The organism is Pseudoalteromonas shioyasakiensis (genome assembly GCF_022398475.1).
Classification (GTDB): domain Bacteria; phylum Pseudomonadota; class Gammaproteobacteria; order Enterobacterales; family Alteromonadaceae; genus Pseudoalteromonas.
The window spans coordinates 1-25815 of sequence record NZ_JAKEVM010000010.1 but is presented as its reverse complement, the minus strand read 5'-3'; the positions used below and the strand labels follow the sequence as shown (position 1 = coordinate 25815).

Sequence of the window (25815 nt, the reverse complement as noted above, 5' to 3'; positions counted from 1 at the left end):
TCATTTAACGTGACAACCCAATAGGACTATTCATGACAATTAGCCAAGATCTTTTTAATCGCGCGCAAGAATCAATCCCAGGCGGTGTTAACTCACCAGTTCGTGCCTTCAATGGCGTTGGCGGTACTCCTTTATTCATCACTAAAGCTGAAGGCCCTTTTACCTTTGATGCTGATGGTAACCGTTATATCGATTACGTTGGTTCATGGGGACCAATGATCATGGGTCATAACCACCCAGCTATTAAGCAAGCGGTATTAGAAGCCGTTGAAAATGGCTTAAGTTATGGTGCACCAACCGAAACTGAAATCTTAATGGCCGAAAAAGTAAAAGAGCTAGTACCATCAATCGAAAAAGTACGTATGGTAAGCTCAGGTACTGAAGCAACAATGAGTGCAATTCGCTTAGCACGTGGTTTCACTGGCCGTGACAAAATCTTAAAGTTTGAAGGCTGTTACCACGGTCATGCTGACTCACTACTAGTAAAAGCAGGCTCAGGCGCACTGACTATGGGTGTACCAAACTCACCGGGTATTCCTGAAGACTTTGCTAAGCACACATTAACTGTGTCGTTTAACAACCTTGATGAAGTAAAAGCAATTTTCGCAAAATACGCTGACGAAATCGCTTGTATCATCGTTGAACCAGTTGCTGGCAACATGAACTGTATTCCACCTGTACCTGGCTTCTTAGAAGGTTTACGTGAGGTGTGTGATGAATACAAATCTGTGCTTATTTTTGATGAAGTAATGACAGGTTTCCGTGTTGCTTTAGGCGGCGCACAAGCTTACTACAACATCAAGCCAGACCTAACGTGTTTAGGTAAAGTGATCGGTGGCGGTATGCCAGTGGGTGCATTTGGTGGTAAGAAAGAAATCATGGATTACATCGCACCTGTTGGCCCAGTTTATCAAGCAGGTACATTATCAGGTAACCCAATTGCCATGGCTGCTGGCTTAAAGTCTTTAGAGCTATTAAGTGCTGAAGGCCTGCACGATGAACTTGAAGCAAAGAGCAAAGCAATTTGTGAAGGCTTTGAAGCCGCTGCGAAAAAAGCAGGCATTGCACTTACAACAAACTACGCAGGTGGTATGTACGGCTTCTTCTTTACTGATAAAGAAAAAGTAACTAGCTACCAACAAGCGACTGAGTGTGATTTAGAGCGCTTCAAGAAGTTCTTCCACTTAATGCTAGAAGAAGGTGTTTACCTAGCTCCTTCGGCGTTTGAAGCAGGCTTTGTGTGCGCTGAGCACTCTGAAAAAGAGATCAACGACACCATTGCTGCCGCAGAGCGCGCATTCGCGAAGCTTTAATAAGCGTTAAGCAAGTTAATAAAAAGCCCCAGCATTTTTCAATGCTGGGGCTTTTTTTATTCTTTGCCAATTCGTTTATTTAAGTATTAATGCGAGTTGGTGTTATTAATCTCTAACGCAAGTTGGTCTAGGCTCAAACTCACTGGCACGTATAGGTAGCTGCACTACTTTGCCGCAACCCGGAGGCGCTTGCAGACCAGTCTCTTCGTTAATAAAGGCCCAACGAATAGAAGCAGGGCGAGTATCCGCTATGGCTTCAGGGTTGAGTGGCTTAAGGTAACGAATGTAAGCTTCTAGTGCGCCAACACTTCCTGTTAAACCTGTGCTCTTGTTATCGTCGCGACCAATCCATGCAACAGTCACGGTGTTTTGGTCAAAACCTGCAAACCAACTATCGCGTAAGTCATTACTGGTGCCTGTTTTACCAGCAAGCTGAATTGATGGGAAATGAGCATTTAGGCGTTTAGCCGTGCCATCTTTAGTCACGCGCTTCATTGCATACTTAGTCATGTAGATTGATGCATCATCAAAACGTTTTTGTGAGCTGACATCATGTTTATAAAGCACCTTACCTACTGAGTCTGTCAGTGCTGAAATAGACGTTAATTCGCGGTACTGACCATCAGCAGCAAGGGTTGTATAAAGCTGCGCTACCTCAAAGCTTGAAAGCTCAAGAGCGCCTAATAACAATGATGGATATTGATCAATTCGCCCTTCTACACCTAAACGCTTCAAGGTATCAGCTACTTTATCAACCCCAACATCAAGGCCCGTGTTAACCGCAGGAATATTTATACTGTTACTAAATGCTTTGTATAGTGGCATAGGGCCGCGAAACTGCTTGTCGAAGTTCTCTGGTTGCCATACTTTCCCCTGCTCATTAGTCACTTGCAGCGGTGAGTCATCCACCAACGTAGCAACATTAAACTGACCACTTTCAAATGCCGTTAAATAAACGGCAGGCTTAACGAGTGAGCCAATATTACGCTTGGTATCAAGCACACGGTTAAAACCAAAATAACGTACGTCACGACCTGCTACCAACGCCGACACCCCACCCTTTTCAACATTAACAGAGATCATCGCCGCTTCAAGCTCTTCTGTTTTAGGGCGTCTTTCTAGATAAGGTAAACTTGCCTCAATCGACTCTTCCATGGCCGTTTGCTTTTGTAAGTCAAAATAGGTGAATACACGCACCCCGGCATCTAACACTTGCTGATCAGGTAGCAGGCGCTTTAATTCTCGATTAACTAATTCTAAGTAACCCGGATACGACTTTTGCAGACTGTCTTTCATTGGTGCAATATCAATTGGGCGCTTTAATGCCGCGCGATATTCACGGGTATCAATCAATTTATTTTCAACCATTAAGCGCAGTACTAGATCGCGGCGCTCCATTGCGCGCTCACTATAACGACGTGGGTTGTAATACGATGGACCTTTCACCATAGCCACTAAAAGCGCAATTTGGTCGTATTCAAGCTCATCCACAGGCTTTGAGAAATAAAACTCAGCGGCAAGGCCCATACCATGAACGCCTTGATTGTAAGACTGACCTAAATACACTTCATTGAGGTAAGCTTCTAAAATGTCATCTTTGCTGTAGCGGTAATCTAATATCAGAGCGATAAGCGCTTCATTGAACTTACGCACCAGTGAGCGCTCACGGGTAAGGTATATATTCTTTGCTAATTGCTGGGTTAAGGTACTGCCCCCTTGCACTGTACGTCCGGCTTTAATATTGCTGTATAAAGCGCGCATAATTGACCACACAGATACGCCATGGTGTTGATAAAAATTACGATCTTCAACCACTAGTAAAGTGTCTTTTAGCATCGGCGGAAATTTATCTAGCGGCACAAACTCGCGGTCTTGCTTTGAATCATTACCAATGCGGGCTATTTGAACTGGCTCTAATCGAGCGTTGTTTAAACGTCGGCCAAATTTATCTTTGATAGTTGCTAATTTCTGCCCTGAAAAACGCAGCTCAATCACTTGTGAATCTTCAAGGCCATCATAAAATTCAAATTCACGGCGGTACACTTTAATACTGTTAGCTGATTTAACATACTGGCCAGTTCGGCTTAGCTTGTTTACAGATGAGTAATTTAAACGGTTTAACTCCCAAATAACCTCTTGCTGAGACAAATACTGCCCAGGATAAAAGCTCATTGCACGAGCATACACTTGTGCAGGTAACTGCCATTTATTGCCTTCAAATTGGCGAGTAATTTTTGCATCTAAATAAATTAGATACAGCACCATGGCAACAATCACAGCAAGTGAAAGCTTCCAAAAAATTGACCAAAGTTTTCTTAATACACTAGCTTTAGCTGGCCCTTGAGGTGCGCGTGAGCGCTTAGCGGTAGTTTTTTTTGATGTCGCCTTCGGTTTACTAGACGATTTTTTTGCAGGAGTTTTTTTATCAGCCATTGAGTTCGCTATTGGTCAGTTAATTTTACAGGATTACGCCTTGAACAGCGCAATATTAACACCTGTAAAATTAACAGTCACTTAAACTCGTTTAGCGTGTACACAACCAGAGTGAGTGGATCACAGCAGGTATAAAGAAGATAAAGCATAGAATAATGTTAATCACTAAGTCTTTACCTGCGCCCGCTTTTAAGAATACCGCAACAGGCGGTAAAAATAGCGAAATAATTATAAGCAAGAGTTTGTTATCCATCGTTTTTCCTTGTTAGAAATGAACATTAAGCATAGTCAAAAAATAGCGATTTCGCCTATCAGAAAAGACTTATTTAAACGCAAAAAAGCCCTACCTAAGTAGAGCTTTGTTTTGAACACACAATGATATTGTTATGGGCGTGCTATTTGCACGCACCAAGATTAGTTACTGCGAACTGATACAAACTCAGGGTAAGCATCAATACCACAATCATGTTGATCCATACCGTTTAGTTCTTCTTCTTCGGTAACACGGATACCCATGGTATTTTTCAGGATTGCCCATACGATTGATGACGCGATGAACACAAATCCTAAGATACATACTAAGCCAATTAATTGATTAACAAAGGTTGCATCAGAATTTGAAAGTGGTACTAACATGATACCTAGTGCACCACACACACCGTGTACAGAGATAGCACCTACAGGGTCATCGATTTTCGCTTTATCAAGAGCAACGATGCTAAATACAACCAGTGAACCACCTAATAGACCAAGTAAACAAGCAAGTAATGGCGTTGGAGATGCAGGCTCTGCAGTAATCGTTACTAGACCTGCTAGTGCACCATTAAGAACCATAGTTAAATCAGCTTTACCCCATAACACTTTACATACGAATAGTGCTGCAATTGCGCCACACGCTGCTGCTGCGTTAGTGTTTAAGAAGATTTTACCAACCGCTGTTGCGTTTTCAGCGTCAGAAACAAGTAGCTGTGAACCACCGTTAAAGCCGAACCAACCCATCCAAAGGATTAATGTACCTAGAGTTGCTAACGGTAAGTTAGAACCAGGAATTGGGTAGATTTCACCGTTTTTACCGTATTTCCCCTTACGAGCACCTAGGAAAAGTACACCAGCTAGCGCTGCCGCAGCACCTGCACCGTGAACGATTGCAGAACCAGCGAAGTCAACAAAGCCCATTTCAGATAAGAAACCTGCGCCCCAAGTCCAGTAACCTTCGATTGGGTAGATGAAACCAGTTAAAACAACAGTGAAAATTAAGAATGCCCATAACTTCATACGCTCAGCAACCGCACCAGATACGATTGACATAGCTGTTGCTACGAACACAACTTGGAAGAAGAAATCAGACTCTAAAGAGTGATCCGCATCAGCAGCTTGAGTGCCGATTAATGCGCCAAATGAAGGGATGAAACCACCTTCTGCGTTATCAACATACATGATGTTGTAACCCACTAATAAGAACATAGTGCAGGCAATAGAAAATAGTGCAACGTTTTTAGTTAGGATTTCTGTTGTATTTTTTGCACGAACTAAACCTGCTTCAAGCATAGCGAAACCAGCCGCCATCCACATTACTAAAACACCCGACATTAAAAAGTAAAAAGTGTCGAGTGAGAACTTCAACTCTACGATAGTGTTTTCCATAATTCCCCCTTAAATTGCTTCTTCATCAAGTTCGCCCGTACGGATACGAACGATTTGGTCTAAGTCGTAAACAAAAATTTTGCCGTCACCAATTTTGCCTGTTGAAGCAATTTTTGTGATGGTTTCAACAACGCGTTGACAATTTTCGCTACGAGTTGCAATTTCAAGTTTGATTTTTGGAATAAAATCGACTTGGTATTCAGCTCCACGATATAGCTCAGTATGACCACGTTGACGGCCAAAGCCTTTAACGTCGACAACTGTCATCCCCTCAATGCCTAAATCAGCCAATGCTTCACGTACATCATCAAGTTTGAATGGCTTTATTATTGCACTAATCATTTTCATAGTGGCCCCCTTCGGACGCTTATTGTTATCCTGTTGGCTTATACAATCCAACCTTTGTGCCACTATTTTTTATTGCTTATTTTCAATAACTTAAAAATAAAAATTGGTTTTTGCACAAAAAAAATGCACCCTATTGGTGCATTTTTTTAACAATTAACCAGCGCTGGTGCAATTAGCACAACTATAGTTTAACTAAGCAGTTCCGATCTTGCTGTTTGGCTTGATATAAGGCCTTGTCAGCAATGCGCATCGCAGCTGTAAGCGATACTTTTTGGAATTGAGTCATACCAATACTCATGGTTAATGAGTAAGGCTCACCGTTAATTGAAAAGGCATGGCTTGCTAACTGCTCTCTAAAGGTATTGAGTCTCGATTCGGCCTTAGCTAAGTCCATATTATGCAGTACCACGGCAAATTCTTCGCCACCAATTCTCGCAATAGTAAAGTCATCAAACTTAGTCTTTAAAAATGAAGACACTTGTTTTAGCGCCTGATCACCCGCCTCGTGACCAAACTGGTCGTTCACATTTTTAAAAAAGTCGATATCAAGCAAAGCCAATACGTTTTCTTGCTCAACATTTTTAAGCAGTTTTTCTGCGTATTGATAAAAATAACGACGATTATACAAGCCAGTTAAATGGTCGCGGTATGCGCTTTCTTTTATATCGGCTATTAAAGCAAGCTGCTCCATGGTTTGCATAACACGGCAATGAAACTCTTCATTCATAAACGGCTTAGTTAAAAAGTCGTTAGCGCCGTATTTAATAAAACGCGCCGATAAACCATGCTTACCGGCACCTGATAAACCGATAATAGCTAAATCATCACGGCCGCGGAAATTACGCACCGCTTTAACGAGCTCAAAACCATCCATTGTTGGCATTGCATAGTCCGTAAGAAGCAGCTTGATTTCAGGATCGTCTTTAAGCATTTGTAGTGCTTGTTCACCATCTTGAGCATCGCGTACATCAAACAACTGCTTTTCGAGCATTTGCTTCATCAAAGTGCGACTTAGTACTGAGTCATCAGCCACCAGCGCTTTGCTACCATCGTTTCTAAGTAATTGTGCAACAAGTTTGATCGCATAATGGTATGAGTCGCGGTTATCTTTAACCACGTAATCAACCACACCAAGCTCTAACATTTGCTGGCGAATGTATTCATCAATTTTTGATGTTAGAACAACGGTCGGGATGTTTTTTGATAAGGTGTATTTAGCTACTTCGCCATTCATCGCATCAGGTAGCGTTAAATCGACTAAAGCCAAGGTGTAATCGTGCTCGGAAATTAAAGAGACGCCCTCTTTTAAAGACCACGCAAAGTCGACAGCCACATCTAAATAGTGAGCAGCGAGGTGACGTAACACTTGCTGTACTACTTTACTGTCTTCAACTACTAATACTCTTTGCATTGCAACTTCTCTTTCTTAAGCACGTGTACACAGATTATAAAAACGCTAAATATACGCCATTTTTTAATCTAGCTAAATAATTAAGCAAAATATCTTTGCTAAAAAAATGCACTTTTTTGTAACCAGCTCAGCATTTTCAGTTATTTTTCTGTTTAACAGCTAATATTGGTCACTAGTCTCATTAGTTTGTCATCGAGTTTGCTTTACTTTTTAATAGCTGCAATTCGAATAATAAGGAATCAACATGAAACTAGTTAGTTTTATTGGCTTGTCAGTGACAGCACTAACACTGACCTTCAGTACTCCAAGCTTTGCTGATAACGGACGTCGTATTGACGTTGACAGCAAAGTGGTAACAGAGCACAAAGCCCGCATTAATGGTGAGCGTTTTTCATATACCGCAACCACAGGTACACAACCGGTTTGGAATGAGCAAGGCGATGCCGTTGCAACGCTGCAATATACTTATTATACCCGCGATAAAGTAGACGATAGAACAAAACGTCCTTTAGTCTTTTCGTTTAATGGTGGCCCAGGTTCTGCGTCAGTATGGATGCACCTTGCCTATACTGGACCACGTGTATTAAAAATTGATGACGAAGGTTACCCTGTTCAACCTTATGGCGTAAAAGATAACCCTTACTCAATTTTAGACGTGGCTGATATTGTTTATATCAACCCAGTTAACACCGGTTACTCGCGCGTTCTTGAAAACGAAAAAGGTGAGTTGCCAAGTAAGTCAGACCAACAAAAAATGTTCTTTGGTGTTAACGCTGACATCAAATACTTAGCTGAATGGTTAAACACCTTTGTTTCTCGCAACGAGCGCTGGCGTTCACCTAAGTTCTTAATTGGTGAGAGCTATGGTACGACTCGTGTTTCTGGTCTTGCTCACGAATTACAAAATCGCCAATGGATGTATATCAACGGCGTTATTCTAGTATCACCAACTGAAATTGGTATTAAACGTGAAGGCCCTGTAGAAGCTGCTAACCGCCTACCTTACTTTGCAGCAACCGCTTGGTACCACAAAGCCCTTAGCGCAGACTTACAAGCAAAAGACTTAGACGAGTTATTACCTGAAGTTGAACAGTTCACCGTTAATAAGTTCTTACCTGCAATTGCTAAAGGTGGTTTCTTACCTGCTGATGAAAAACGTGCAATCATTAAGCAAGCAGCAAAATACGCAGGTTTATCTGAAAAGTTTGTTGAGCAAAATAACCTTGATATTCCAAATAACTTCTTCTGGAAAGAGCTATTACGCGAGCGCGGCCAAACTGTGGGCCGTTTAGATTCTCGTTACCTAGGTATCGACAAACGTGATGCAGGTGAGTCACCTGATTACTGGGCTGAGCTTACTTCATGGTTACACTCATTCACGCCAGCGATTAACTATTACCTACGTGAAGAGCTTAACTACAAAACCGATATCAAATATAACCTATTTGGTAATGTTCACCCTTGGGATCGCTCAGGCAACAACACAGGTGAAAACTTACGTTTAGCAATGGCACAAAACCCATACTTAAACGTGATGATTCAATCTGGCTACTACGACGGTGCAACAAACTACTTTGATGCTAAATACACAATGTGGCAGTTAGATCCAAGTGGCAAAATGAAAGATCGTTTAAGCTTTAAAGGCTATCGCAGTGGTCACATGATGTATTTACGTCATGCAGATTTAGAGTCATCAAATAATGACTTACGTGATTTCATCCTGAAATCACTACCAGCCGAAGGCAAAGCAGCAAAATACTAAACAGCGTATTTGCAAAACCATAATAGAAAAAGCCCGTTTTATACGGGCTTTTGTTTTTCCACTAATCTTTTTGGGTATATACTCAAGTCATTGATTTAAGGATTTGGATAATCAGCAAATGGCAGAAAAATTTCGCGTAATGTTTGCAGGGCTTGAAGCCGGTGTCGACCAAGTACAAGCAACAGAACAACTAGCTGCAAAACTAAAAACAACAAAAGACAAAGTTGCGACCCTGTTTGAGCATAAGCCATTATTTGCACCAAGCGAGCAAGATAAAGCACTAAAACAAGCAAAGTTACTCGCCAGTGTTGGCATTAAAGCCAAGCTCCAACCGATTAACCAAGCAGCCACCAGCAGCCAATCAGACAATACAGCTGCACAGGCCAAAGAGCGTGAAGAACGTATTTTTGATGCCCTCGATTACATCACCAGTAGTCTTATTCGGCTAGAAGAAAAACTTGATGACTTAGAGCAGCGTTTACCTGAGCTTGAAAATAACAGCGTTGCTGATAGCGACGATAGCTGGCAAGAAGATGACTTGCTACTTGAAGACGAATTAACAGAGCCTGTTAAAAAACGCTCAAATACCCTACTCTATTCGCTTATTGCAATGGTCATTGTGTTATTGATCATTTTGGGTGTAGTGGAGCTTTTCCCTGAACTTTTCTCCTTTTTAGAAAGTTAACACTAATATTGACATGAGCAACACACGAGCAGAAATCAGACAATCTATTCGAAAAAAGCGCAATTCACTGACTGTTGAACAACAAAAAAATGCAGCAATTGCGCTAAAAGTGAATTTTACTCAACACTTAAAATCGCTAAAAACACCTAAAAACGCCCATATTGGCATTTATTTCAGCAATGATGGCGAATTAGACACTTCATTGTTAATTAATGAATTATGGATGCAAGAGCAGCATTTATATCTGCCTATTATCCACCCCTTCAATGGCACAACTTTATACTTTCAGAGGTATGAAGAAAATTCACCCATGACTGCAAACCGCTATGGTATCTTGGAGCCCAAGTTAAATTGCAGTCAAATATGCCCTTTAGACAAGCTTGATATTTTACTTATGCCATTAGTGGCATTTGATGATCAAGGTAACCGTTTAGGAATGGGCGGTGGGTTTTATGACAAAACGTTGGCTCGGTATTACCAAGAAAACTGGCAAAAACCGATTTTGATAGGCCTTGCCCATCAATGTCAGCATGTTTCAGCATTGCCAATTGAATCGTGGGATGTACCGTTAAAACACATTATAACCCCAGAGAAAATCTACCAATGGTAAGCAAACTGTTTGTATACTATAGGCCCTCTCTGACAGCTAACTGAGCACATAATTATGACGCAAGATGAATTAAAAAAAGCCGCTGCCTGGGCAGCCCTAGAGTTTGTAAACGAAAATACCATTGTTGGTGTAGGTACAGGCTCTACAGTGAATCACTTTATTGATGCACTTGATACAGTAAAAGACACCATTACTGGTGCGGTTTCAAGCTCTGAGGCTTCAACTGAAAAGTTAAAAGCACTGGGGATTGAAGTATTCGAACTAAACGATGTATCAAGCCTAGATGTGTATGTTGATGGCGCAGACGAAATCAACCCACACAATGAGATGATCAAAGGCGGTGGTGCAGCCCTGACACGCGAGAAAATCGTTTCAGCGGTAGCAAAACAATTTGTTTGTATTGTTGATGAATCTAAAGAAGTTACAACATTAGGCGCATTTCCACTGCCGGTTGAAGTGATCCCAATGGCACGCAGCTATGTAGCTCGTGAACTAGTAAAACTAGGCGGTGACCCTGTTTACCGCGAAGGTGTTGTAACAGATAACGGAAACGTCATTTTAGACGTGCACAATTTAGATATCAGCAACGCCAAAGAATTAGAACTAACAATCAACCAGATTGTTGGTGTAGTAACAAACGGCTTATTTGCCCATCGCGGCGCAGATAAAGTCATCATCGGCACCAAAAATGGGCCGCAAATAAAGTAAATAGGAATGAGGATATGAGTAAGGTATCGTTAGCAAAAGACAAAATTAAAATTCTCTTGCTGGAAGGCGTGCACCAAAGTGCTGTAGAAACGCTTAAGCGTAATGGCTACAGCAATATTGATTACGTAAAAACATCCTTACCTGAAGACGAGCTCATTGAGCGCATTAAAGATGTGCACTTTGTAGGCCTTCGTTCTCGCACTCATATTAATGAAGCGGTATTAGAATCAGCTGAAAAGCTAGTCGCAATCGGCTGCTTCTGTATCGGTACTAACCAAGTCGATCTACAAGGTGCGCGTGAACGTGGTATTGCGGTATTTAACGCACCATTCTCAAACACACGCTCTGTAGCAGAATTAGTACTTGGTGAAATCTTATTATTACTTCGTGGTATTCCAGAGCGTAATGCCCTAGCACACCGCGGTGGTTGGTTAAAATCTGCCAACGGCTCATTTGAAGCACGTGGTAAAACGTTAGGTATTATTGGTTACGGCCACATTGGTACACAGCTAGGTATCATGGCTGAAAATATCGGTATGAACGTTGAGTTTTACGATATCGAAGACAAGCTAACGCTGGGTAATGCAACACAAGTTCATAACCTAACTCAGTTACTACAACGTGCTGACGTTATTAGCTTACACGTACCAGAAACACCGCAAACGAAGAACCTAATTGGTATGGCTGAGCTTGAAGTAATGAAGCAAGGCGCTATCTTGATCAATGCTTCTCGCGGCACTGTTGTTGATATCGATGCATTAGCAGAATCACTTCGAGATAAAAAGCTGAGCGGCGCTGCAATCGACGTGTTCCCTGTAGAACCAAAATCAAATGATGAAGAGTTCGTATCACCGCTGCGCGAGTTCGATAACGTAATTCTGACTCCACATATTGGTGGTTCAACACAAGAAGCACAAGAAAATATCGGTATTGAAGTTGCGGGCAAACTTGCTAAGTACTCAGATAATGGTTCAACCATTACAGCAGTTAACTTCCCTGAAGTATCACTGCCTGAGCTTGCAAACCGCAGCCGCTTATTACACGTGCACCACAACCGCCCAGGTGTTCTAACGCAAATTAACCAAGCGTTTGCACAGCACGGCATTAATATCGCAGCCCAGTACTTACAAACTGACGAATCAATTGGTTACGTAGTAATTGATGTAGATACAGACCAATCTGAAGTAGCTCTTAAAGAACTAAGTGCTGTTGAAGGTACAATCAGAGCACGTATCCTTCACTAATCTTTGATATAACAAATAAATAAAAAGCGCAAACAGTTAAACTGCTTGCGCTTTTTTGTAGGACAAAAACTTTAAGCCCGTAGGTTGGTTTGAGTGTAGCGAAACCCAACACGGGAACCCAGCTTTAAACCGTAAATTTTAAGCACTAAGTCAAAAATAGCTCACCGTAGGCGTGAAATTTATTTCGCGCGAGGGTTAATTTCTAACAAATAAAACGCCAATCATTTCTAATAAACAGTAAAAGTGAGAGCAAGCTTGTATTTGGACAAAAAGTTTTTAGAGGCAAAAACCATTCACTTTATCTAGTCAAAAATAAACTCTCCCCCTCCTCAAACACACTTCCCTGTGTAAATCACGCCGATGAGTCAGTAAATTTTACTCATCGGTTTGCGGTGCCTCAGCGTCTTTATCTTGCTGTTTTTCGCTTATCATGGCATTTAATTTCTCGCCGCCTTTGATGCCAAAATCTAACGTGCGGATTGGGAATGGGATGGTCATGTCAGCTTCGCTTAGAGCGTTTCTAACTGCCACAACAGCCTTGTGGCGAACGGTCATGAAATCTGCTTCGCCGGGGTATTTAATCCAAAACCAAACTAGTAAGTTAACGCTGCTATCACCAAAGCTTTCGGCGTAAACGGCGGTTTCTTCTTGTTTAATCACAAAATCAAACTCATTGATTTTTTTAACAATCACCTCAGCGGCTTGTTCTGGATCGTCAGCATACGAAATACCTACAGGCACTTCGATACGACGCACACCTAAGGTACTGTAGTTACTGAGTATATTTCTAAATAGAATCTTATTAGGCACTAAGATAAGTTGCCCATAAAAGTTCTCAATGAGGGTATTTCTAAGGTTAATCGCCTTAACGGTACCAAACACGCTTTCGGTGCGGATTACATCACCTGTTTTAAATGGTTTGCGAATACCCATGGCAATACCCGCTATAAGGTTCTCTGTCATGTCCTGAAAGGCAAAACCAATTGCAAGACCTACGATACCAGCACCAGCAAGTAATGAGGTGACAGTGCCTCTAAGACCCAAGAAATCAAGGGCTACAAATAAGCCTACGCATAACACGATGACTTTTACTATCGATGACATTAAGTCTGCTATTTGCGATGACTCTAACGAGCGGCGTAATAGCTTTCTGAGCATTGACCCAACGATACGCGCCAGCAATGAAAACACGATAGTAATAATTACTGCGACAATAAAGTTTGGAATATGGCTTATGATGATATCAACCCAGCCACCGAGTTTTTCTTCTATTAGCTTTTCAGCTTCACTTACTGTCGGAATTTTTAACATTTTTGTACCTTGTTGAATTAATTGCTCAACAAAGTACTTAGCAAGATGAACGCCATTTCTAATTTAGAGTATTAAAACCATAAAAAAGCCGTGCTAAGCACGGCTCTTCTAATTCATTTTACTAAAAAATTAGTTCTGCTCTTCTCGTAAGAAAACAGGCTCTAATTCTTTTGTTGTTGCATCGCTACTAAAGTAATAACCTGCCACAGTGAAATCTTTTAAATCACTTAATTGGGTGATTTTATTTTCAATGATGTAACGTGCCATCATGCCGCGAGCTTTTTTCGCATAAAAGCTAATCACTTTATATTGACCGTTTTTACAGTCTTTAAAATGTGGAGTGATGATTTGTGCGTTTAATGCTTTTTTATCAACCGCTTTAAAATACTCATTCGAAGCAAGGTTTACCAAGTATTTGCTATCTTGCTCAGCAAGCACTGTATTTAGCTTTTCGGCGATAACACTGCCCCAAAACTCATATAAGTTTTTACCACGCGGGTTTTCTAACTTAGTGCCCATTTCAAGGCGGTAAGCTTGCATTAAATCTAATGGTTTAAGCAAACCATAAAGGCCAGACAAAATACGTAAGTGCGACTGTGCGTAATCAAGATCAGCATCGTTTAGCGTTTGCGCATCTAAGCCACCGTATACATCACCATTAAAGGCTAGCACGGCTTGTTTTGCATTGTCTTGGGTAAATGGCTGTGACCACTCGGCGAAGCGTGCCGCATTCAAACCAGCTAGTTTATCGCTGATTTTCATTAGGCTACCAATTTGCGCTGGTGTTAAATCACGGCAAACTGACATTAACTCTTCGCTGTGCTCGAGTAATTCAGGTTGAGTGAATTTATCGGTCGTGGCTGGTGTTTCGTAATCTAAATTTTTTGCAGGTGAAATAACAGTGATCATACTTAGCTATTGACTTGTAATTTGTTTGATGTCAATTTCAACATTAATTGAATCAAAATGCACGTTTTGTTTCGTCCTGCCTTTATCCGCTGTTCTTTTCATACATAATGTTCTAGTTTTCTGTATTAAGGACATTTGACCTATTAAACACTGTCATAGTGTTGCAGCATAAAGGCCGCTATAATGGATTTTCTTTTAACTTGCTTGGAATGAGGAAAGCAAATGACTTCAGCACTACAAAGGCTTAAACAGCATTCATCTATTGTTGCAGATACAGGTGATATCGAAGCTATCAAAAAGCACCAACCAGAAGATGCAACAACAAACCCATCTCTACTTTTAAAAGCCAGTGAAATTGAAGCGTATAAGCCTTATTTAGATAAAGCGTGGCAATATGCCAAAGAAACCGAGCAAGATGCAGCTAAACAACTTGAGTTAGCATGTGATTACTTTGCTGTATTAATTGGTAAAGAAATTAGCGAAATCGTACCGGGCTATATCTCAACAGAAGTAGACGCACGTTTATCATTTGATACCCAAGCGACTATCGATAAAGCCCACACTTTACTAAGCCTTTACGAAAAAGAAGGTGTTAGCAAAGATAAAATCCTAATCAAAGTTGCATCAACGTGGGAAGGTATCAAAGCCGCTGAGCAGCTTGAAAAAGAAGGCACTAAGTGTAACTTAACGCTGTTATTCTCTGAAGCACAAGCTCGTGCATGTGCCGATGCGAATGTATTTTTAATTTCACCATTCGTTGGCCGTATCCTGGATTGGCATGTTGCTAATGGTATGGAAAAACCAACTGATCCGCTAAACGATCCAGGCGTGCAATCAGTACGTAGCATTTACGAGTTCTACAAACGCCATGATTACAAAACTGTAGTTATGGGCGCAAGCTTCCGTAACACAGGCGAGATCATCGCACTTACTGGCTGTGATAAGTTAACGATTAGCCCAGGTCTTTTAGAGGAGTTAGGCCAATTAACGGATGCACAAGAGTACCTACTAGAGAGCGACTTTACTGTTGAAGAAAAACCAGCTCCTCTAACTGAAAGTCAGTTCCGTTGGTTACATAACCAAGATGCTATGGCAACAGAAAAACTTGCTGAGGGTATTCGCTCTTTTGCACAAGCGCAGCTTGAATTAGAAGCACGCTTTAAAGCAATGTAACTCAAATTACAGCATTTTTTGAAACGCCACCGCTAGGTGGCGTTTTTGTTTCTAAAATAACTAAACCTTTGATCTATTCATCTATCAATCACACTTCTGTAACAGTATTGTCACTTTTTTATTCTATTTTTGAGCAGCCTGTGGTATAGGTATTTCCGAGGTTCAAAAAATCAATAGGAGAAGTTCATGGATAGCCTAGACGATATTTTAGAAATATTAGAAGGTCCTAGTAAAACAAAAAAGACCTCTACAAAAAATAAAAAGAGAAAATGGCGCGAAATCGAAGCTTTGAAAGACAAGCATAGACTTCGCAAAGAACTACAGGAGTTAGACTATTTCACAGACAGCATTGAGCTTGATGAATTAGACTTTTAATTAAAGGCCCGCAAGGGCCTTTTGCATTTGCGGCAACGACCAATTTACTGGCGCTTTATTTTGATCAGTAAGTAGCTGGTTTGTCTTTGAAAAATGCTGGCAACCAAAAAAGCCACGATGTGCAGAAAGCGGTGATGGATGCGGGCCTTGGATCACATGATGACGCGAGGTATCAATGTGTTTACCTTTTTTCTGAGCATGTGCGCCCCATAACACAAACACCACACCGTCACAGTGCTGATTAATAAGCGCAATTACTGTATCAGTAAATTTTTCCCAACCAAGGTGCTTATGAGAATGAGCTTGCCCTTGCTCAACAGTTAATACCGTGTTTAGTAAGAACACGCCTTGCTCAGCCCAGCTTTGCAAATAGCCATGATGAGGGATCTCAAAACCATCGATATCAGTTGCCAGCTCTTTGTACATATTCTTCAAAGACGGTGGTAATTTTTTAACCTCTGGTAATACCGAAAAGCACAAACCATGGGCTTGGCCTTCTCCGTGGTAAGGATCTTGCCCTAAAATAACCACCTTAACTTCATTTAAAGGTGTGGCATCAAAAGCTGAGAATACCTGTTCGTCTTTAGGATAAACGGTAACGCCTGCTGCGCGTCTATCGGCCACATATTGCAAGGTTTCTTGCATGTAGGGCTTAGCAAGCTCAGTATCTAGAAATGTTTGCCAATCGTTCATTTTGAAGCCTGTATTTGCTGACGAGAAACGTCTATTTTACCACACATGTCGGTCAAACCATCAAGCATACGAGTTGTAAAACGGTGCAATAAGTCTGCGTTTACACTAATAAACTGGTTATGTTGCACCGCTGGCAATTCAGGCCATTGTCGCCAATCAATTTTAGGCTGAGGCTTTTTCGATTTTTCATCTGGAATAATCACTACCTCTGGGTTGGCAACCAATACATTTTCAATACTAATGCGCGGGTAGTCGGTATCGCTATTAGCAAACACATTATCTGCATGACAAATAGTTAATAGCTGGTTGATCCAAGTGTTGCCGCCAACTGTCATCATTGGCTCAGGCCATAATTGATAAAACACCGACACTTTCGGTTTGCCTTCTTGCGCTGTACGAATAGCATCGAGTTTAGTTTCAAACTCTTTGGCTACTTTGTTTGCCTTGGTTTGCAAATGCGTAAGCGTGCCTAGTTTACGTAGTTCATCAGCCACATTATCAACTTGATTTGGGTTACTGTACGCTACCGGAATACCTAATTTTTCAATGTAAGCGAGATCTTCGGCTTTGTTTCCCGTTTTCCAAGCCAGAACTAGGTCTGGTTTTAACGACAACAGCTTTTCCATGTTAATGCCGTAATAGCCGCCTACTCGTTCGATATCATTCGCTTGCTGAGGAAAGTCTGCATAGTCAACGGTACCGACAATGCGCTCTCCTGCTCCAATCGCAAATAGGTTTTCAACGATGTGCGGTGCTAAGGCAACGATACGCTGCGGCTCTTTAATTTCATGAGCCTGAGCCAATGCAGGTAAATAAAATAAAAAACCTAAAAGTGCTAACTTGATGGCCTTCATATTAAAAATCGAACCCTTTTTGCGCTTTTATTCCTGCATCAAAAGCGTGTTTTACGTTTCTGACTTCACTGACTGTATCAGCTAAGTCGGTCAGTTTACGGTGCGCACCACGACCTGTAATAATCACCGATTGCATAGCAGGACGAGAGCTAACTGCTTCTAGCACTTCGTCTAAATCAATATAGCCGTAGGTGATCATATAGGTTATTTCGTCTAGCATAACGAGGTTAATCGACTCATCCTTCAGCATTCTTTTCGCTTCTTGCCATGTCACTTGCGCAGCAGCAGTATCTGACTCTTTATTTTGTGTTTCCCAAGTAAAACCGGTGTTCATAATAACAAATTCAACCCCTGCTTTTTCAAGTAGGTTGCGCTCACCACACTCCCATGTGCCTTTAATAAACTGGCACACAGCTGCTTTCATTCCGTGACCCACCGCACGTGCGACAGTACCAAACCCAGAAGTCGATTTTCCCTTACCGTTGCCAGTTATAACCTGAAAAATACCCTGCTCTTTTTGTGCAGCAGCAATCCGTTCGTCGACTTTTTCTTTTACTTTTTGCTGGCGTTGTTGGTGCTTATCTTGATTCTGTTCGCTCATTGTTGTTCCTTATTTCTCTAAATTGAAGTTCTCATAAATATTGATGATTTGTTCAATATCGAGATTCTCTGCTACTACACTAGCTAAACGGCTTAACTGCTGTTCACGGTTTAAGTTAATATCAATTGGCTTAATTTGGCTATTTGCTGCAAGCCAAGTTATTAGCTCAGATACGCCCTCAGGGGTATCGAACAAGCCATGTAAGTAAGTACCTGCTATTTGGTTATCATCACTAATAAAACCATCTACTTTGAATCCACTTGGGTGATCATTAAAGCTCAAAAATGGCTTTTCAAGTGCTGGCCCTAGACTGATTCCGGCGTGAATTTCATAACCAGATATTGCTTTATCGCTATTGTTTAAATGAAGTATGCCAGAGACTTGGCTTAGTACTTTTTGTTGCCCTAATTGCGTTTCAAAGTCAGCAAGCCCAAGCCCTACTGCGCTGCCTAAATTAGACTCCACTGCATGTGGATCCGCAAGGTAGTTACCTAACATCTGCAGCCCACCGCATACTCCAAGCACTTTACCGCCATAACGCAGGTGACGTGTTATTTGTTTATGCCAACCTTCATTTTTTAAAAACGCTAAATCGCTGAGTACATTTTTACTGCCCGGTATAATAATCAGATCAACACTTGGAATAGTCTGAGTATGACGTACATACTGTAAATCGATTTCTGGTTGTAATCGCAGTGCATCAAAGTCTGTGTGATTACTAATATGAGGAAGTAGCAGCACTGCTATGCGTAATTGCGGTTTATCGACCTGATTAGTTATAGCAACGGCATCTTCAGCATCTAGTGCTAAGTCATGTAAATAAGGTAATACCCCAAGCACTGGCTTATTGGTGTATTGCTCTAACCAATCAAGGCCACCTTGCAATAACGCAATATCGCCCCGAAAACGATTAATCACAAAGCCTTTAACGCGCGCTTGCTCCGACTCAGACAACAAGGCTAACGTTCCAACTAAATGGGCAAACACACCGCCTTTGTCGATATCTGCAATAATGATCACCGGGCAATCTACCGCCTCAGCGTAACCCATATTGGCAATGTCGTTTTCGCGCAGGTTAATTTCTGCAGGGCTCCCTGCACCTTCAACAACCAGTAATTCAAAACGCTCACTTAAGCGCTGCTGCGAAGTAAGAACTGCATCCATCGCCACTTTTTTGTAGTCGTGATAACTGCCCGCTTCCATATTCGACAGCGCTTTACCATGAACGATTACCTGCGCTCCGGTATCGCTGTTAGGTTTTAATAAGATAGGGTTAAAATCGACTTCTGCGGGGACTTTTGCCGCTACAGCTTGCATAGCTTGTGCGCGACCTATCTCGCCACCATCTGCGGTTACAGCGCTATTTAACGCCATATTTTGTGGCTTAAAGGGCGCAACCTTTATGCCTCGCTCAGCAAAGATCCGGCAAAGTGCTGCTACAAGAGTACTTTTACCAGCATCTGAGGTCGTGCCTTGCACCATTATTGTTTTCATCATTGTTCTCTTTTTAAGGTTTGTGCAAGACCTGCAATCACAAACTCAACACGTGCAACTTGCTGTGCTAAGGCTTGATGCAACCAACCTGAATGATCAACAAACTGACGGCTTAATTCACCCAGCGGCACAATACCATGACCCACTTCATTGCTGACAAAAATCACCTCACCCGGCAATTGCAATAGCACATCGAGTAAGGCCGCTTTTTGCTCAAGCCAAAATGCTTCACCCTGCTGGCATAGGCAATTACTCAACCACAGCGTTAAACAATCCACCAAAATACAGTTTTCAGCTTGGCTATGCTGTTGTAGTGCTTTAGCCAAATACAAAGGCTCTTCAACAAGTTGCCAATGCTTAGCCCGCTCAGCTTGATGCCTATTAATTCGGGCTGTCATTTCTTCATCATCCGCATTGGCTGTGGCAATGTAGATAAGCGGCTTGTTTGAATTTGTTGCCAGCTGCTCAGCAAAACGGCTTTTACCGCTGCGAGCACCACCTAAAATTAAAGTATGTTGCTGGCTCATAATAAACTCACCAAGCAAAGGTAGGTAACAAGCTCAGATACTTGCTGGGCTGCTCCCAAGCAATCACCGGTATAGCCAGATAACTGTTTTTCAAACCAGCGCTTTAATAGTAAACGAGTAACAATAAGCACACTGACGAGGATTAATAATTGCCCTAGAGAGAAGCCAAAAAACAACCATGCTACTGCTAACACCGAACCGCCAGTTGCTAGCAGTATTTGATAACTTTGCGTGCTTAAATGCATCGCAATTGGCTTTACTTTAGATGTGGCGTCTTGACTTACATAGTCCATGTCTGCAATTAAACTTGTTGCTACAACCCGACTTAAGCTTTGCCCTAAAACAAGTGCAATAATCAGCGTACTGGTTGCCTCGCTGAGTGCAACGAGTGTTTGGTATTTAATTAATAAGGCCATCACAAGCGCCGCAGCACCATAGGTACCTAAGCGACTGTCTTTCATAATGCTCAGCTTATCTGCAACGTGCCAACCACCACCAAAGCCATCCCAGACATCAGCAAGGCCATCTTCATGAAATGCCCCTGTGATTATCAAGCTAAACGCCATAACTAAGGCAACTGAAATGGCTACGGGGAATAACCAACTTAGCAGTAAAAAACTCAGCGCTAAAACTACACCTAAAATCACGCCGACCAATGCAAAATAACGACTCGCCTGATTGAGTGCCGTATCAGACACTGCAAAGTTTAACTTAACGGGTATACGCGTTAAAAAACTAAGCGCCAGTAAAAATAGTTGAAACTGACTTGGGGTAGAGTCAGAAGTGTGTTGTTCAGCGCTCATATCAGACAACTTGCTCAACATTGGCATCGGCAAAACTTGCCATGTCATTGTAAAACGCCAAAGATGCTTGCAGTAAAGGTAAGGCAAGCGCAGCCCCGGTGCCCTCTCCTAATCTTAAATTAAGCTGCAATAAAGGTGATGCGTGCAAGGCGTTGAGCATTGCTTTATGCCCTTGCTCATTAGAGGCATGAGCAAATAACATGTAATCGCGAGCGTTTGCATTAATGCGAGTTGCAACAAGCGCCGGTGCGGTACAAATAAAGCCATCCACGATCACCGCCATGCCGAGCTCCGCAGCAGCTAAAATGGCACCGGTGATCTGTACAATTTCAAAACCGCCTAATGCAGCGAGCGTCATTAGTGGGTCATCAAAGTGAGCTTTATGTAATTGAAGGGCTTGCTCGACAACCTTGATTTTTTTAGCAACAACCTCATCACTCACACCTGTGCCTTTACCAACACATTGGCTGGCAGGTAACGACAACAAGGCAGCCATTAATGCCGCAGCACTTGTGGTATTGCCAATACCCATCTCACCAAAGGCGATGGTATTACAACCTTGCTCATAGAGTGAATGAACTCGCTGTTTGGCTAATGCAAACCCTTTTTCAACCTGGCTAAGTGACATGGCCATTTCAGTATTCAGTGGTGCAGTGATTTCACCTAAACGCTGGTTATGCACACTTTTATTGTGTGAAGTACTGAGTGTTCCAGCGTCAACAACTTCTAGCTGCCAGCCAAGCTGGCGACAAAATACATTAATCGCTGCGCCTCCTGCTGCAAAGTTTGCCACCATTTGAGATGTAACGCTGCTAGGAGCAATCGACACACCTTGGCTTGCTACACCATGATCACCTGCAAATACAACTAGAGAAGGATTTGAAATAACCGGTTTAAAGGCAACTAACGCCTGCTCACTATCAAGTTGCTTTGAAAAAATAAGCGTTAATTGTTTAGCACAACTTTCAAGCTGACCCAAAGCTCCTAACGGCTTTGTTTTGAGGTCTATTTTTTGTTGAATTACAGCTGAAAATCGCTGATTAATAGGCATGATATTAAACATTAGCTACCTACTCTGTTTACGAAAATAAAGTAAGAATAAAAAGAACACGCTACCGATAGCGGCTGTGATCACACCTACAGGTAGTTCTTGGTTATTCAATAGGGTTCGGCATAACACATCTACCCACACCATAAAAATACCTCCGACCAAGGAGGTCATAACTAAGTTATGGCTGCTGCCTTGCGGTGAAAAGTAGCGCACAATATGTGGGATCATCAGGCCGACAAAACCAACGCCACCGCACATAGCAACAAGCACAGCTGTAATTAATGAACTTAGCAGCAGCATCATGATCCGAAAGCGTTGCACATGAATCCCCAAGGTTGCAGCACTTTCATCACCAAGCAGCATTGCATTAAGCTGACGACGAAATGCAATCATCAGCGTCATACAGGCAATAATTACTGTAAACGGTAGCCAAAGAGTGTCCCACTGTGCACGAGAAAAACTGCCCATCGTCCAAAACAAAATAGCGGTTATAGCTTGAGGGTCGCTAAAATAAAGCAGCAAACTTGTCATAGCGCTAAATAAGAAAGATAAAGCAACACCAGCGAGTAACATGGCTTCAACTTGGCCAACATGGCAACGCCCTGAAATAGCAATAAGTAACAGCATTGAAAGTAAGCTTCCGGCAAATGCTGCAACTGACATACTAAAGCCAAAACTCACACCGGTTAGGGCTATAAAGCACACCACACCAAATGAAGCCCCAGAAGAAATACCAAACAAGTAAGGGTCAGCAAGCGGGTTTCGGGTTACAGTCTGTAAAATTAGTCCTGCCAGAGCAAGCCCTGAGCCTGCTAAAAACGCCAGCACCGTTCTTGGCATACGCAACTGCCAAATAATACGCTGCACAAATTCATCGCTGCCTTGGCTAAACAAGCCATTAAAAACATCACTCAGTGGCGTATTTGCAGCACCAAAGCTCAATGCTAAAAAACAACTAATAAGCCCTACGACAACACAGATACTTAAACGCATTGCATCAGTCATTTTGATGCTCCTGTGTCTGATAGCCATAAAAATAAGTGATGTGCGGAATAAACTTATCAGTGCTTGATTGCGGGTGAGCAGATACCGCTGCGCAGACACCAAATACATCACTCAACAGCTGCTCAGTAAGCACCGCTTTTGGTTGCCCCTGACAAACCAAACGCCCTTCATCAATCACCAATAATTCATCACATAAACTCGCTGCGAGATTTAAATCATGGAAAGAGGCAAGCACTGTCACATCGAGGGACTTTGCTAATTCCATTATTTGAATTTGGTATTTAACATCAAGGTGACTAGTAGGCTCATCCATGATGAGCAACTTAGGTTGTTGTACGATAGAGCGTGCAATAAGAGCTCTTTGCTTTTCGCCACCAGAGAGCGAATCAAATGCTTGCTCACTATGATGAGACAAACCTACCTGCTCTATCGCTTGATATATTCGCTGCTTATCATTGGCAGACGTGGCGCTGAAAAGCCGCTTATGAGGTGTTAAGCCTAAACTCACTACATCGAACAAAGACAAATTAAACTGCGATGGAGACTCTTGTAAAACAACTGCAACCTGCTTTGCATATTCATCAGCACTGATTTGCCAAATATCTTGACCGCTCAGCAGCACAACCCCTTGCTGAGGTTTCAAGTAACGATAAAGACAACGCAGTAGGCTTGATTTACCTGCCCCATTGGGGCCGAGTAGACCGATAAACTGCCCTGCTTTTAACTCAAGGTTAATTGATTTAAGTATCGTTTTATTCGCAGTACCCCAACTTAAATCAGACACTGATATTAATGGCGCAGCGCTAAGGCTATTTTGTTGCAAGCTTATTCTCTCTTGGCGAGTAATCGCAACGCACAAGAAAGCACTGGTAAGTACCAGAAAATGATGTGAGTTGACCCGCTCGATGATTAATTGTTAGTGCTAAGTATCTGGCTGACCATTATTTAGATGGATTACAGTTGCGGGAACAGCTGGAGAATTTCACTCCATTCCATAGCATATGAGTATTATGGCGGGCTAAGTAAATAATTCAATGAATATCGCTCTAGATGGCTAAAAAACAATTTTAGGCCAAGCTTGTCCTTGTTCATCTATATATACATCGAGTGTAATAAGCCCCGCATAAGGAAGGTGAAAAACATTTAAATGCGTGGCTGATTGTTTTGGCATCTGACATACAATAGCGAGAATTTGTTTAATCACACCTGCATGACTTATTACCAATGACTGTTCATGCTTAGATTCACACAATGATTGCAAAAACGTGTGCCACCATGCCTCTACCCGAGCGTAAAAATCAGCCATAGATTCACCATTGGGCACTTTTACTTGCCAAGGGTGTTGCCAAAAATCACCAATATGAGGCTTACTCGTTTGCTGCCAAAGCTGTTGGTAATCTTGGCCATCCCAATCACCAAAATTAAACTCTTTTAGCGCGTTATAATAGTGTACATGCAGTGAGTGTTGATTTGCTAAATAATCAGCGTGGACTGAGCAACGCTTTAGCGGTGAACTATATATGGCATTTAAATGTATGAGCTCGGCAGAGGCTTGGCGCATTTGTTCAAGGCCTTGCTCAGATAAACCAACATCGATTTGCCCAGAAAGAATTCCAGGCGTAGCGATTTCACCATGGCGAAGAAAGTAAACTCGTGAAGTAAATGCGTCCATAATGTTCCTCAGTAAACCAATAGTGAACGTTAACGCGTTTTAAGTAGCCTGTCGACTTATGCTAAAGTACTCATCCGAAGAGAGTTAAGCTAGACGCATTAAACGAACGTCAAAATGTAGCACTGCATTTGCGCCAATCTTGCCACCGTTACCTTTTTTACCCCAAGCAAGCTCTGGAGGGATCACAAATTCATAGCGAGAACCGATATTCATTAATAATAAACCTTCTCTTAACCCTTCTATAGCTTCAGATAAAGCGAACACTTCGGGCATACCGGCTTTATAACTGTCGGCAATCACATTGCCATCAGCAAGCATAATACGTTGGTTAATAACCACTGTATCGAATTCTGATATGCGTTCTCCTTCAACATCATCAATCACTTTATACATTAAACCCGACGGGCATAGATGTGTATCTGGATGCGAAGAGAACTTAGCAATAAATGCTTCACTATTTTTACGATTTAAACCTGAAGAGCCTTTTGACTTGGTCGTTTTCTTACGAGACACAGCACACCTTAATTGTATTACAAATATAAAACGCTTTATCGCATAACAAGGTTAGGGAAGCAAGTTTGCGAGAGTAAAGTTGTAAGTAAGAAAGGGGAAAGATACGAGTTAGAAAGAGTAAAGTTTGAGGGTCTGCCGTAGGTTGGGTAGAGCGCAGCGAAACCCAACACAGAGCTATCAGCTTTCAGCCGTCAGCGATCAGCCGCGCGGTGTGGGTGTTTGGTTCTGCGTCTTCCTCTGCCGGAGGCTCTAGGCTCTAGGCTCTAGGCTCTAGGCTCTAGGTTTTAGGTTTTAGGTTTTAGGTTTTAGGTTTTAGGTTTTAGGTTTTAGGTTTTAGGTAAAGTGTACTTGTAGGAATGGCTTTAGCCATGAATGTTTTGCTTTATTAATTCGGCACTGAAGTGCCTCCTACGGGGATGTTGCTGAGGGAGTCTCGGTACTAAACAACCACACAGTTCAACTGACATCTAACCTCTGATATCTCTGTGCTTCAGATGACGTCTGACGGCTGAAAGCTGACAGCTCCCAGACGCAAAAAAGCCCGACTCTTTCGAATCGGGCTTTCTTTAATAGGATCCTGGCGATGACCTACTTTCACATAGCAGCTGCTACACTATCATCGGCGCTGTTTCGTTTCACTACTGAGTTCGGCATGGGGTCAGGTGGGTCCAAAACG

The 25815-nt window shown here is 42.1% G+C and carries 26 protein-coding genes, 1 rRNA gene and 1 riboswitch; of the genes, 8 read left to right on the top strand and 19 right to left on the bottom strand.

The window, feature by feature from the left end; genetic code table 11:
* The first annotated feature begins 32 nt into the window (after window positions 1-32).
* Window positions 33-1313, top strand: coding sequence for a glutamate-1-semialdehyde 2,1-aminomutase (gene hemL / locus L1D51_RS03710; RefSeq protein ID WP_054562319.1), 1281 nt, complete (start codon window positions 33-35; stop codon window positions 1311-1313).
* 105 nt (window positions 1314-1418) lie between these two features.
* On the opposite strand, the gene mrcB is transcribed toward hemL, so the two are convergent.
* The 5 genes from mrcB to L1D51_RS03685 form a co-directional block, all read right to left on the bottom strand.
* Window positions 1419-3746, bottom strand: a complete 2328-nt coding sequence (mrcB, locus tag L1D51_RS03705; RefSeq protein WP_054562320.1) for a penicillin-binding protein 1B — start codon at window positions 3744-3746, stop codon at window positions 1419-1421.
* 91 nt (window positions 3747-3837) lie between these two features.
* The gene (locus L1D51_RS03700) at window positions 3838-3999 is read right to left on the bottom strand and encodes a YqaE/Pmp3 family membrane protein (RefSeq protein WP_082401591.1); all 162 of its coding nucleotides are present in this window, start codon (window positions 3997-3999) and stop codon (window positions 3838-3840) included.
* Window positions 4000-4160: 161 nt separating this feature from the next.
* On the bottom strand, window positions 4161-5390 hold the full coding sequence (locus tag L1D51_RS03695) for an ammonium transporter (RefSeq protein WP_054562321.1): 1230 nt from the start codon (window positions 5388-5390) through the stop codon (window positions 4161-4163).
* A gap of 9 nt (window positions 5391-5399) precedes the next feature.
* A complete protein-coding gene (locus L1D51_RS03690; protein ID WP_054554260.1) occupies window positions 5400-5738 on the bottom strand; it encodes a P-II family nitrogen regulator in 339 nt (112 codons plus the stop codon).
* Window positions 5739-5919: 181 nt separating this feature from the next.
* Entirely contained in the window at window positions 5920-7149 is a 1230-nt protein-coding gene (locus L1D51_RS03685; RefSeq protein ID WP_054562322.1) for a diguanylate cyclase, read from the bottom strand.
* 244 nt (window positions 7150-7393) lie between these two features.
* Between L1D51_RS03685 and L1D51_RS03680 the strand changes: the two genes are divergently transcribed.
* The 5 genes from L1D51_RS03680 (at window position 7394) to serA (ending at window position 12158) form a co-directional block, all read left to right on the top strand.
* Window positions 7394-8911: a S10 family peptidase gene (locus L1D51_RS03680; protein WP_054562323.1), complete on the top strand. Its 1518-nt coding sequence runs from the start codon at window positions 7394-7396 to the stop codon at window positions 8909-8911.
* Window positions 8912-9029: 118 nt separating this feature from the next.
* Entirely contained in the window at window positions 9030-9596 is a 567-nt protein-coding gene (locus L1D51_RS03675) for a hypothetical protein (protein WP_239962711.1), read from the top strand.
* Between the two features lie 13 nt (window positions 9597-9609).
* A complete protein-coding gene (locus L1D51_RS03670) occupies window positions 9610-10206 on the top strand; it encodes a 5-formyltetrahydrofolate cyclo-ligase (protein ID WP_239962709.1) in 597 nt (198 codons plus the stop codon).
* A 54-nt stretch (window positions 10207-10260) separates the two neighbouring features.
* Window positions 10261-10914, top strand: a complete 654-nt coding sequence (rpiA, locus tag L1D51_RS03665) for a ribose-5-phosphate isomerase RpiA (RefSeq protein ID WP_054554255.1) — start codon at window positions 10261-10263, stop codon at window positions 10912-10914.
* Window positions 10915-10928: 14 nt separating this feature from the next.
* Window positions 10929-12158 (top strand): phosphoglycerate dehydrogenase, encoded by a 1230-nt coding sequence (gene serA, locus L1D51_RS03660; protein WP_055020642.1) that lies wholly within the window; start codon window positions 10929-10931, stop codon window positions 12156-12158.
* A 375-nt stretch (window positions 12159-12533) separates the two neighbouring features.
* Here the strand turns inward: serA and L1D51_RS03655 are convergent, their stop codons facing one another.
* Complete coding sequence (locus L1D51_RS03655; protein ID WP_054562327.1) at window positions 12534-13469, bottom strand: mechanosensitive ion channel family protein; 936 nt, start codon at window positions 13467-13469, stop codon at window positions 12534-12536.
* Window positions 13470-13598: 129 nt separating this feature from the next.
* A complete protein-coding gene (gene yaaA / locus L1D51_RS03650) occupies window positions 13599-14378 on the bottom strand; it encodes a peroxide stress protein YaaA (protein WP_239962708.1) in 780 nt (259 codons plus the stop codon).
* Window positions 14379-14600: 222 nt separating this feature from the next.
* Here yaaA and tal point away from each other — a divergent pair, with 222 nt between their 5' ends.
* Both tal and L1D51_RS03640 read left to right on the top strand, forming a co-directional pair.
* Entirely contained in the window at window positions 14601-15551 is a 951-nt protein-coding gene (tal, locus tag L1D51_RS03645; protein ID WP_054562329.1) for a transaldolase, read from the top strand.
* A gap of 186 nt (window positions 15552-15737) precedes the next feature.
* Window positions 15738-15926, top strand: a complete 189-nt coding sequence (locus L1D51_RS03640) for a DUF3545 family protein (protein WP_054562330.1) — start codon at window positions 15738-15740, stop codon at window positions 15924-15926.
* Here L1D51_RS03640 and ung read toward each other — a convergent pair whose 3' ends face one another.
* The 12 genes from ung to rrf all read right to left on the bottom strand — a co-directional run.
* Window positions 15927-16619, bottom strand: coding sequence for a uracil-DNA glycosylase (gene ung / locus L1D51_RS03635; protein ID WP_055197854.1), 693 nt, complete (start codon window positions 16617-16619; stop codon window positions 15927-15929).
* Entirely contained in the window at window positions 16616-17473 is an 858-nt protein-coding gene (locus tag L1D51_RS03630; protein WP_055197852.1) for a cobalamin-binding protein, read from the bottom strand. The genes ung and L1D51_RS03630 overlap by 4 nt, the downstream gene beginning before the upstream one ends.
* Before the next feature lies 1 nt (window position 17474).
* Window positions 17475-18074 (bottom strand): cob(I)yrinic acid a,c-diamide adenosyltransferase, encoded by a 600-nt coding sequence (gene cobO / locus L1D51_RS03625; RefSeq protein WP_054562333.1) that lies wholly within the window; start codon window positions 18072-18074, stop codon window positions 17475-17477.
* 9 nt (window positions 18075-18083) lie between these two features.
* Entirely contained in the window at window positions 18084-19568 is a 1485-nt protein-coding gene (locus L1D51_RS03620) for a cobyric acid synthase (RefSeq protein ID WP_239962721.1), read from the bottom strand.
* Complete coding sequence (gene cobU, locus L1D51_RS03615) at window positions 19568-20095, bottom strand: bifunctional adenosylcobinamide kinase/adenosylcobinamide-phosphate guanylyltransferase (RefSeq protein WP_239962707.1); 528 nt, start codon at window positions 20093-20095, stop codon at window positions 19568-19570. Before cobU ends, L1D51_RS03620 begins: the two co-directional genes overlap by 1 nt.
* Window positions 20092-20898 (bottom strand): adenosylcobinamide-GDP ribazoletransferase, encoded by an 807-nt coding sequence (locus tag L1D51_RS03610; RefSeq protein WP_239962705.1) that lies wholly within the window; start codon window positions 20896-20898, stop codon window positions 20092-20094. The genes cobU and L1D51_RS03610 overlap by 4 nt, the downstream gene beginning before the upstream one ends.
* 1 nt (window position 20899) lies before the next feature.
* Entirely contained in the window at window positions 20900-21961 is a 1062-nt protein-coding gene (cobT, locus tag L1D51_RS03605; RefSeq protein ID WP_239962703.1) for a nicotinate-nucleotide--dimethylbenzimidazole phosphoribosyltransferase, read from the bottom strand.
* Between the two features lie 3 nt (window positions 21962-21964).
* Window positions 21965-22954, bottom strand: a complete 990-nt coding sequence (locus L1D51_RS03600; protein WP_239962701.1) for a FecCD family ABC transporter permease — start codon at window positions 22952-22954, stop codon at window positions 21965-21967.
* Window positions 22947-23777, bottom strand: a complete 831-nt coding sequence (locus L1D51_RS03595) for an ABC transporter ATP-binding protein (RefSeq protein WP_239962699.1) — start codon at window positions 23775-23777, stop codon at window positions 22947-22949. Before L1D51_RS03595 ends, L1D51_RS03600 begins: the two co-directional genes overlap by 8 nt.
* 103 nt (window positions 23778-23880) lie before the next feature.
* A riboswitch (cobalamin riboswitch) is annotated at window positions 23881-23948 on the bottom strand.
* A 60-nt stretch (window positions 23949-24008) separates the two neighbouring features.
* On the bottom strand, window positions 24009-24626 hold the full coding sequence (locus tag L1D51_RS03590; RefSeq protein ID WP_054562339.1) for a histidine phosphatase family protein: 618 nt from the start codon (window positions 24624-24626) through the stop codon (window positions 24009-24011).
* 84 nt (window positions 24627-24710) lie between these two features.
* Window positions 24711-25139: an FKBP-type peptidyl-prolyl cis-trans isomerase gene (locus L1D51_RS03585; RefSeq protein WP_054562340.1), complete on the bottom strand. Its 429-nt coding sequence runs from the start codon at window positions 25137-25139 to the stop codon at window positions 24711-24713.
* A 575-nt stretch (window positions 25140-25714) separates the two neighbouring features.
* A 5S ribosomal RNA gene (rrf, locus tag L1D51_RS03580) occupies window positions 25715-25815 on the bottom strand; the annotation flags it as partial.

Bases quoted from the DNA above. Each gene is read 5' to 3' on its own strand.
- hemL (WP_054562319.1), top strand. From the start codon at position 33: ATGACAATTAGCCAAGATCTTTTTAATCGCGCGCAAGAATCAATCCCA.
- mrcB (WP_054562320.1), bottom strand. From the start codon at position 3,746: ATGGCTGATAAAAAAACTCCTGCAAAAAAATCGTCTAGTAAACCGAAG.
- L1D51_RS03700 (WP_082401591.1), bottom strand. From the start codon at position 3,999: ATGGATAACAAACTCTTGCTTATAATTATTTCGCTATTTTTACCGCCT.
- L1D51_RS03695 (WP_054562321.1), bottom strand. From the start codon at position 5,390: ATGGAAAACACTATCGTAGAGTTGAAGTTCTCACTCGACACTTTTTAC.
- L1D51_RS03690 (WP_054554260.1), bottom strand. From the start codon at position 5,738: ATGAAAATGATTAGTGCAATAATAAAGCCATTCAAACTTGATGATGTA.
- L1D51_RS03685 (WP_054562322.1), bottom strand. From the start codon at position 7,149: ATGCAAAGAGTATTAGTAGTTGAAGACAGTAAAGTAGTACAGCAAGTG.
- L1D51_RS03680 (WP_054562323.1), top strand. From the start codon at position 7,394: ATGAAACTAGTTAGTTTTATTGGCTTGTCAGTGACAGCACTAACACTG.
- L1D51_RS03675 (WP_239962711.1), top strand. From the start codon at position 9,030: ATGGCAGAAAAATTTCGCGTAATGTTTGCAGGGCTTGAAGCCGGTGTC.
- L1D51_RS03670 (WP_239962709.1), top strand. From the start codon at position 9,610: ATGAGCAACACACGAGCAGAAATCAGACAATCTATTCGAAAAAAGCGC.
- rpiA (WP_054554255.1), top strand. From the start codon at position 10,261: ATGACGCAAGATGAATTAAAAAAAGCCGCTGCCTGGGCAGCCCTAGAG.
- serA (WP_055020642.1), top strand. From the start codon at position 10,929: ATGAGTAAGGTATCGTTAGCAAAAGACAAAATTAAAATTCTCTTGCTG.
- L1D51_RS03655 (WP_054562327.1), bottom strand. From the start codon at position 13,469: ATGTTAAAAATTCCGACAGTAAGTGAAGCTGAAAAGCTAATAGAAGAA.
- yaaA (WP_239962708.1), bottom strand. From the start codon at position 14,378: ATGATCACTGTTATTTCACCTGCAAAAAATTTAGATTACGAAACACCA.
- tal (WP_054562329.1), top strand. From the start codon at position 14,601: ATGACTTCAGCACTACAAAGGCTTAAACAGCATTCATCTATTGTTGCA.
- L1D51_RS03640 (WP_054562330.1), top strand. From the start codon at position 15,738: ATGGATAGCCTAGACGATATTTTAGAAATATTAGAAGGTCCTAGTAAA.
- ung (WP_055197854.1), bottom strand. From the start codon at position 16,619: ATGAACGATTGGCAAACATTTCTAGATACTGAGCTTGCTAAGCCCTAC.
- L1D51_RS03630 (WP_055197852.1), bottom strand. From the start codon at position 17,473: ATGAAGGCCATCAAGTTAGCACTTTTAGGTTTTTTATTTTATTTACCT.
- cobO (WP_054562333.1), bottom strand. From the start codon at position 18,074: ATGAGCGAACAGAATCAAGATAAGCACCAACAACGCCAGCAAAAAGTA.
- L1D51_RS03620 (WP_239962721.1), bottom strand. From the start codon at position 19,568: ATGAAAACAATAATGGTGCAAGGCACGACCTCAGATGCTGGTAAAAGT.
- cobU (WP_239962707.1), bottom strand. From the start codon at position 20,095: ATGAGCCAGCAACATACTTTAATTTTAGGTGGTGCTCGCAGCGGTAAA.
- L1D51_RS03610 (WP_239962705.1), bottom strand. From the start codon at position 20,898: ATGAGCGCTGAACAACACACTTCTGACTCTACCCCAAGTCAGTTTCAA.
- cobT (WP_239962703.1), bottom strand. From the start codon at position 21,961: ATGTTTAATATCATGCCTATTAATCAGCGATTTTCAGCTGTAATTCAA.
- L1D51_RS03600 (WP_239962701.1), bottom strand. From the start codon at position 22,954: ATGACTGATGCAATGCGTTTAAGTATCTGTGTTGTCGTAGGGCTTATT.
- L1D51_RS03590 (WP_054562339.1), bottom strand. From the start codon at position 24,626: ATGGACGCATTTACTTCACGAGTTTACTTTCTTCGCCATGGTGAAATC.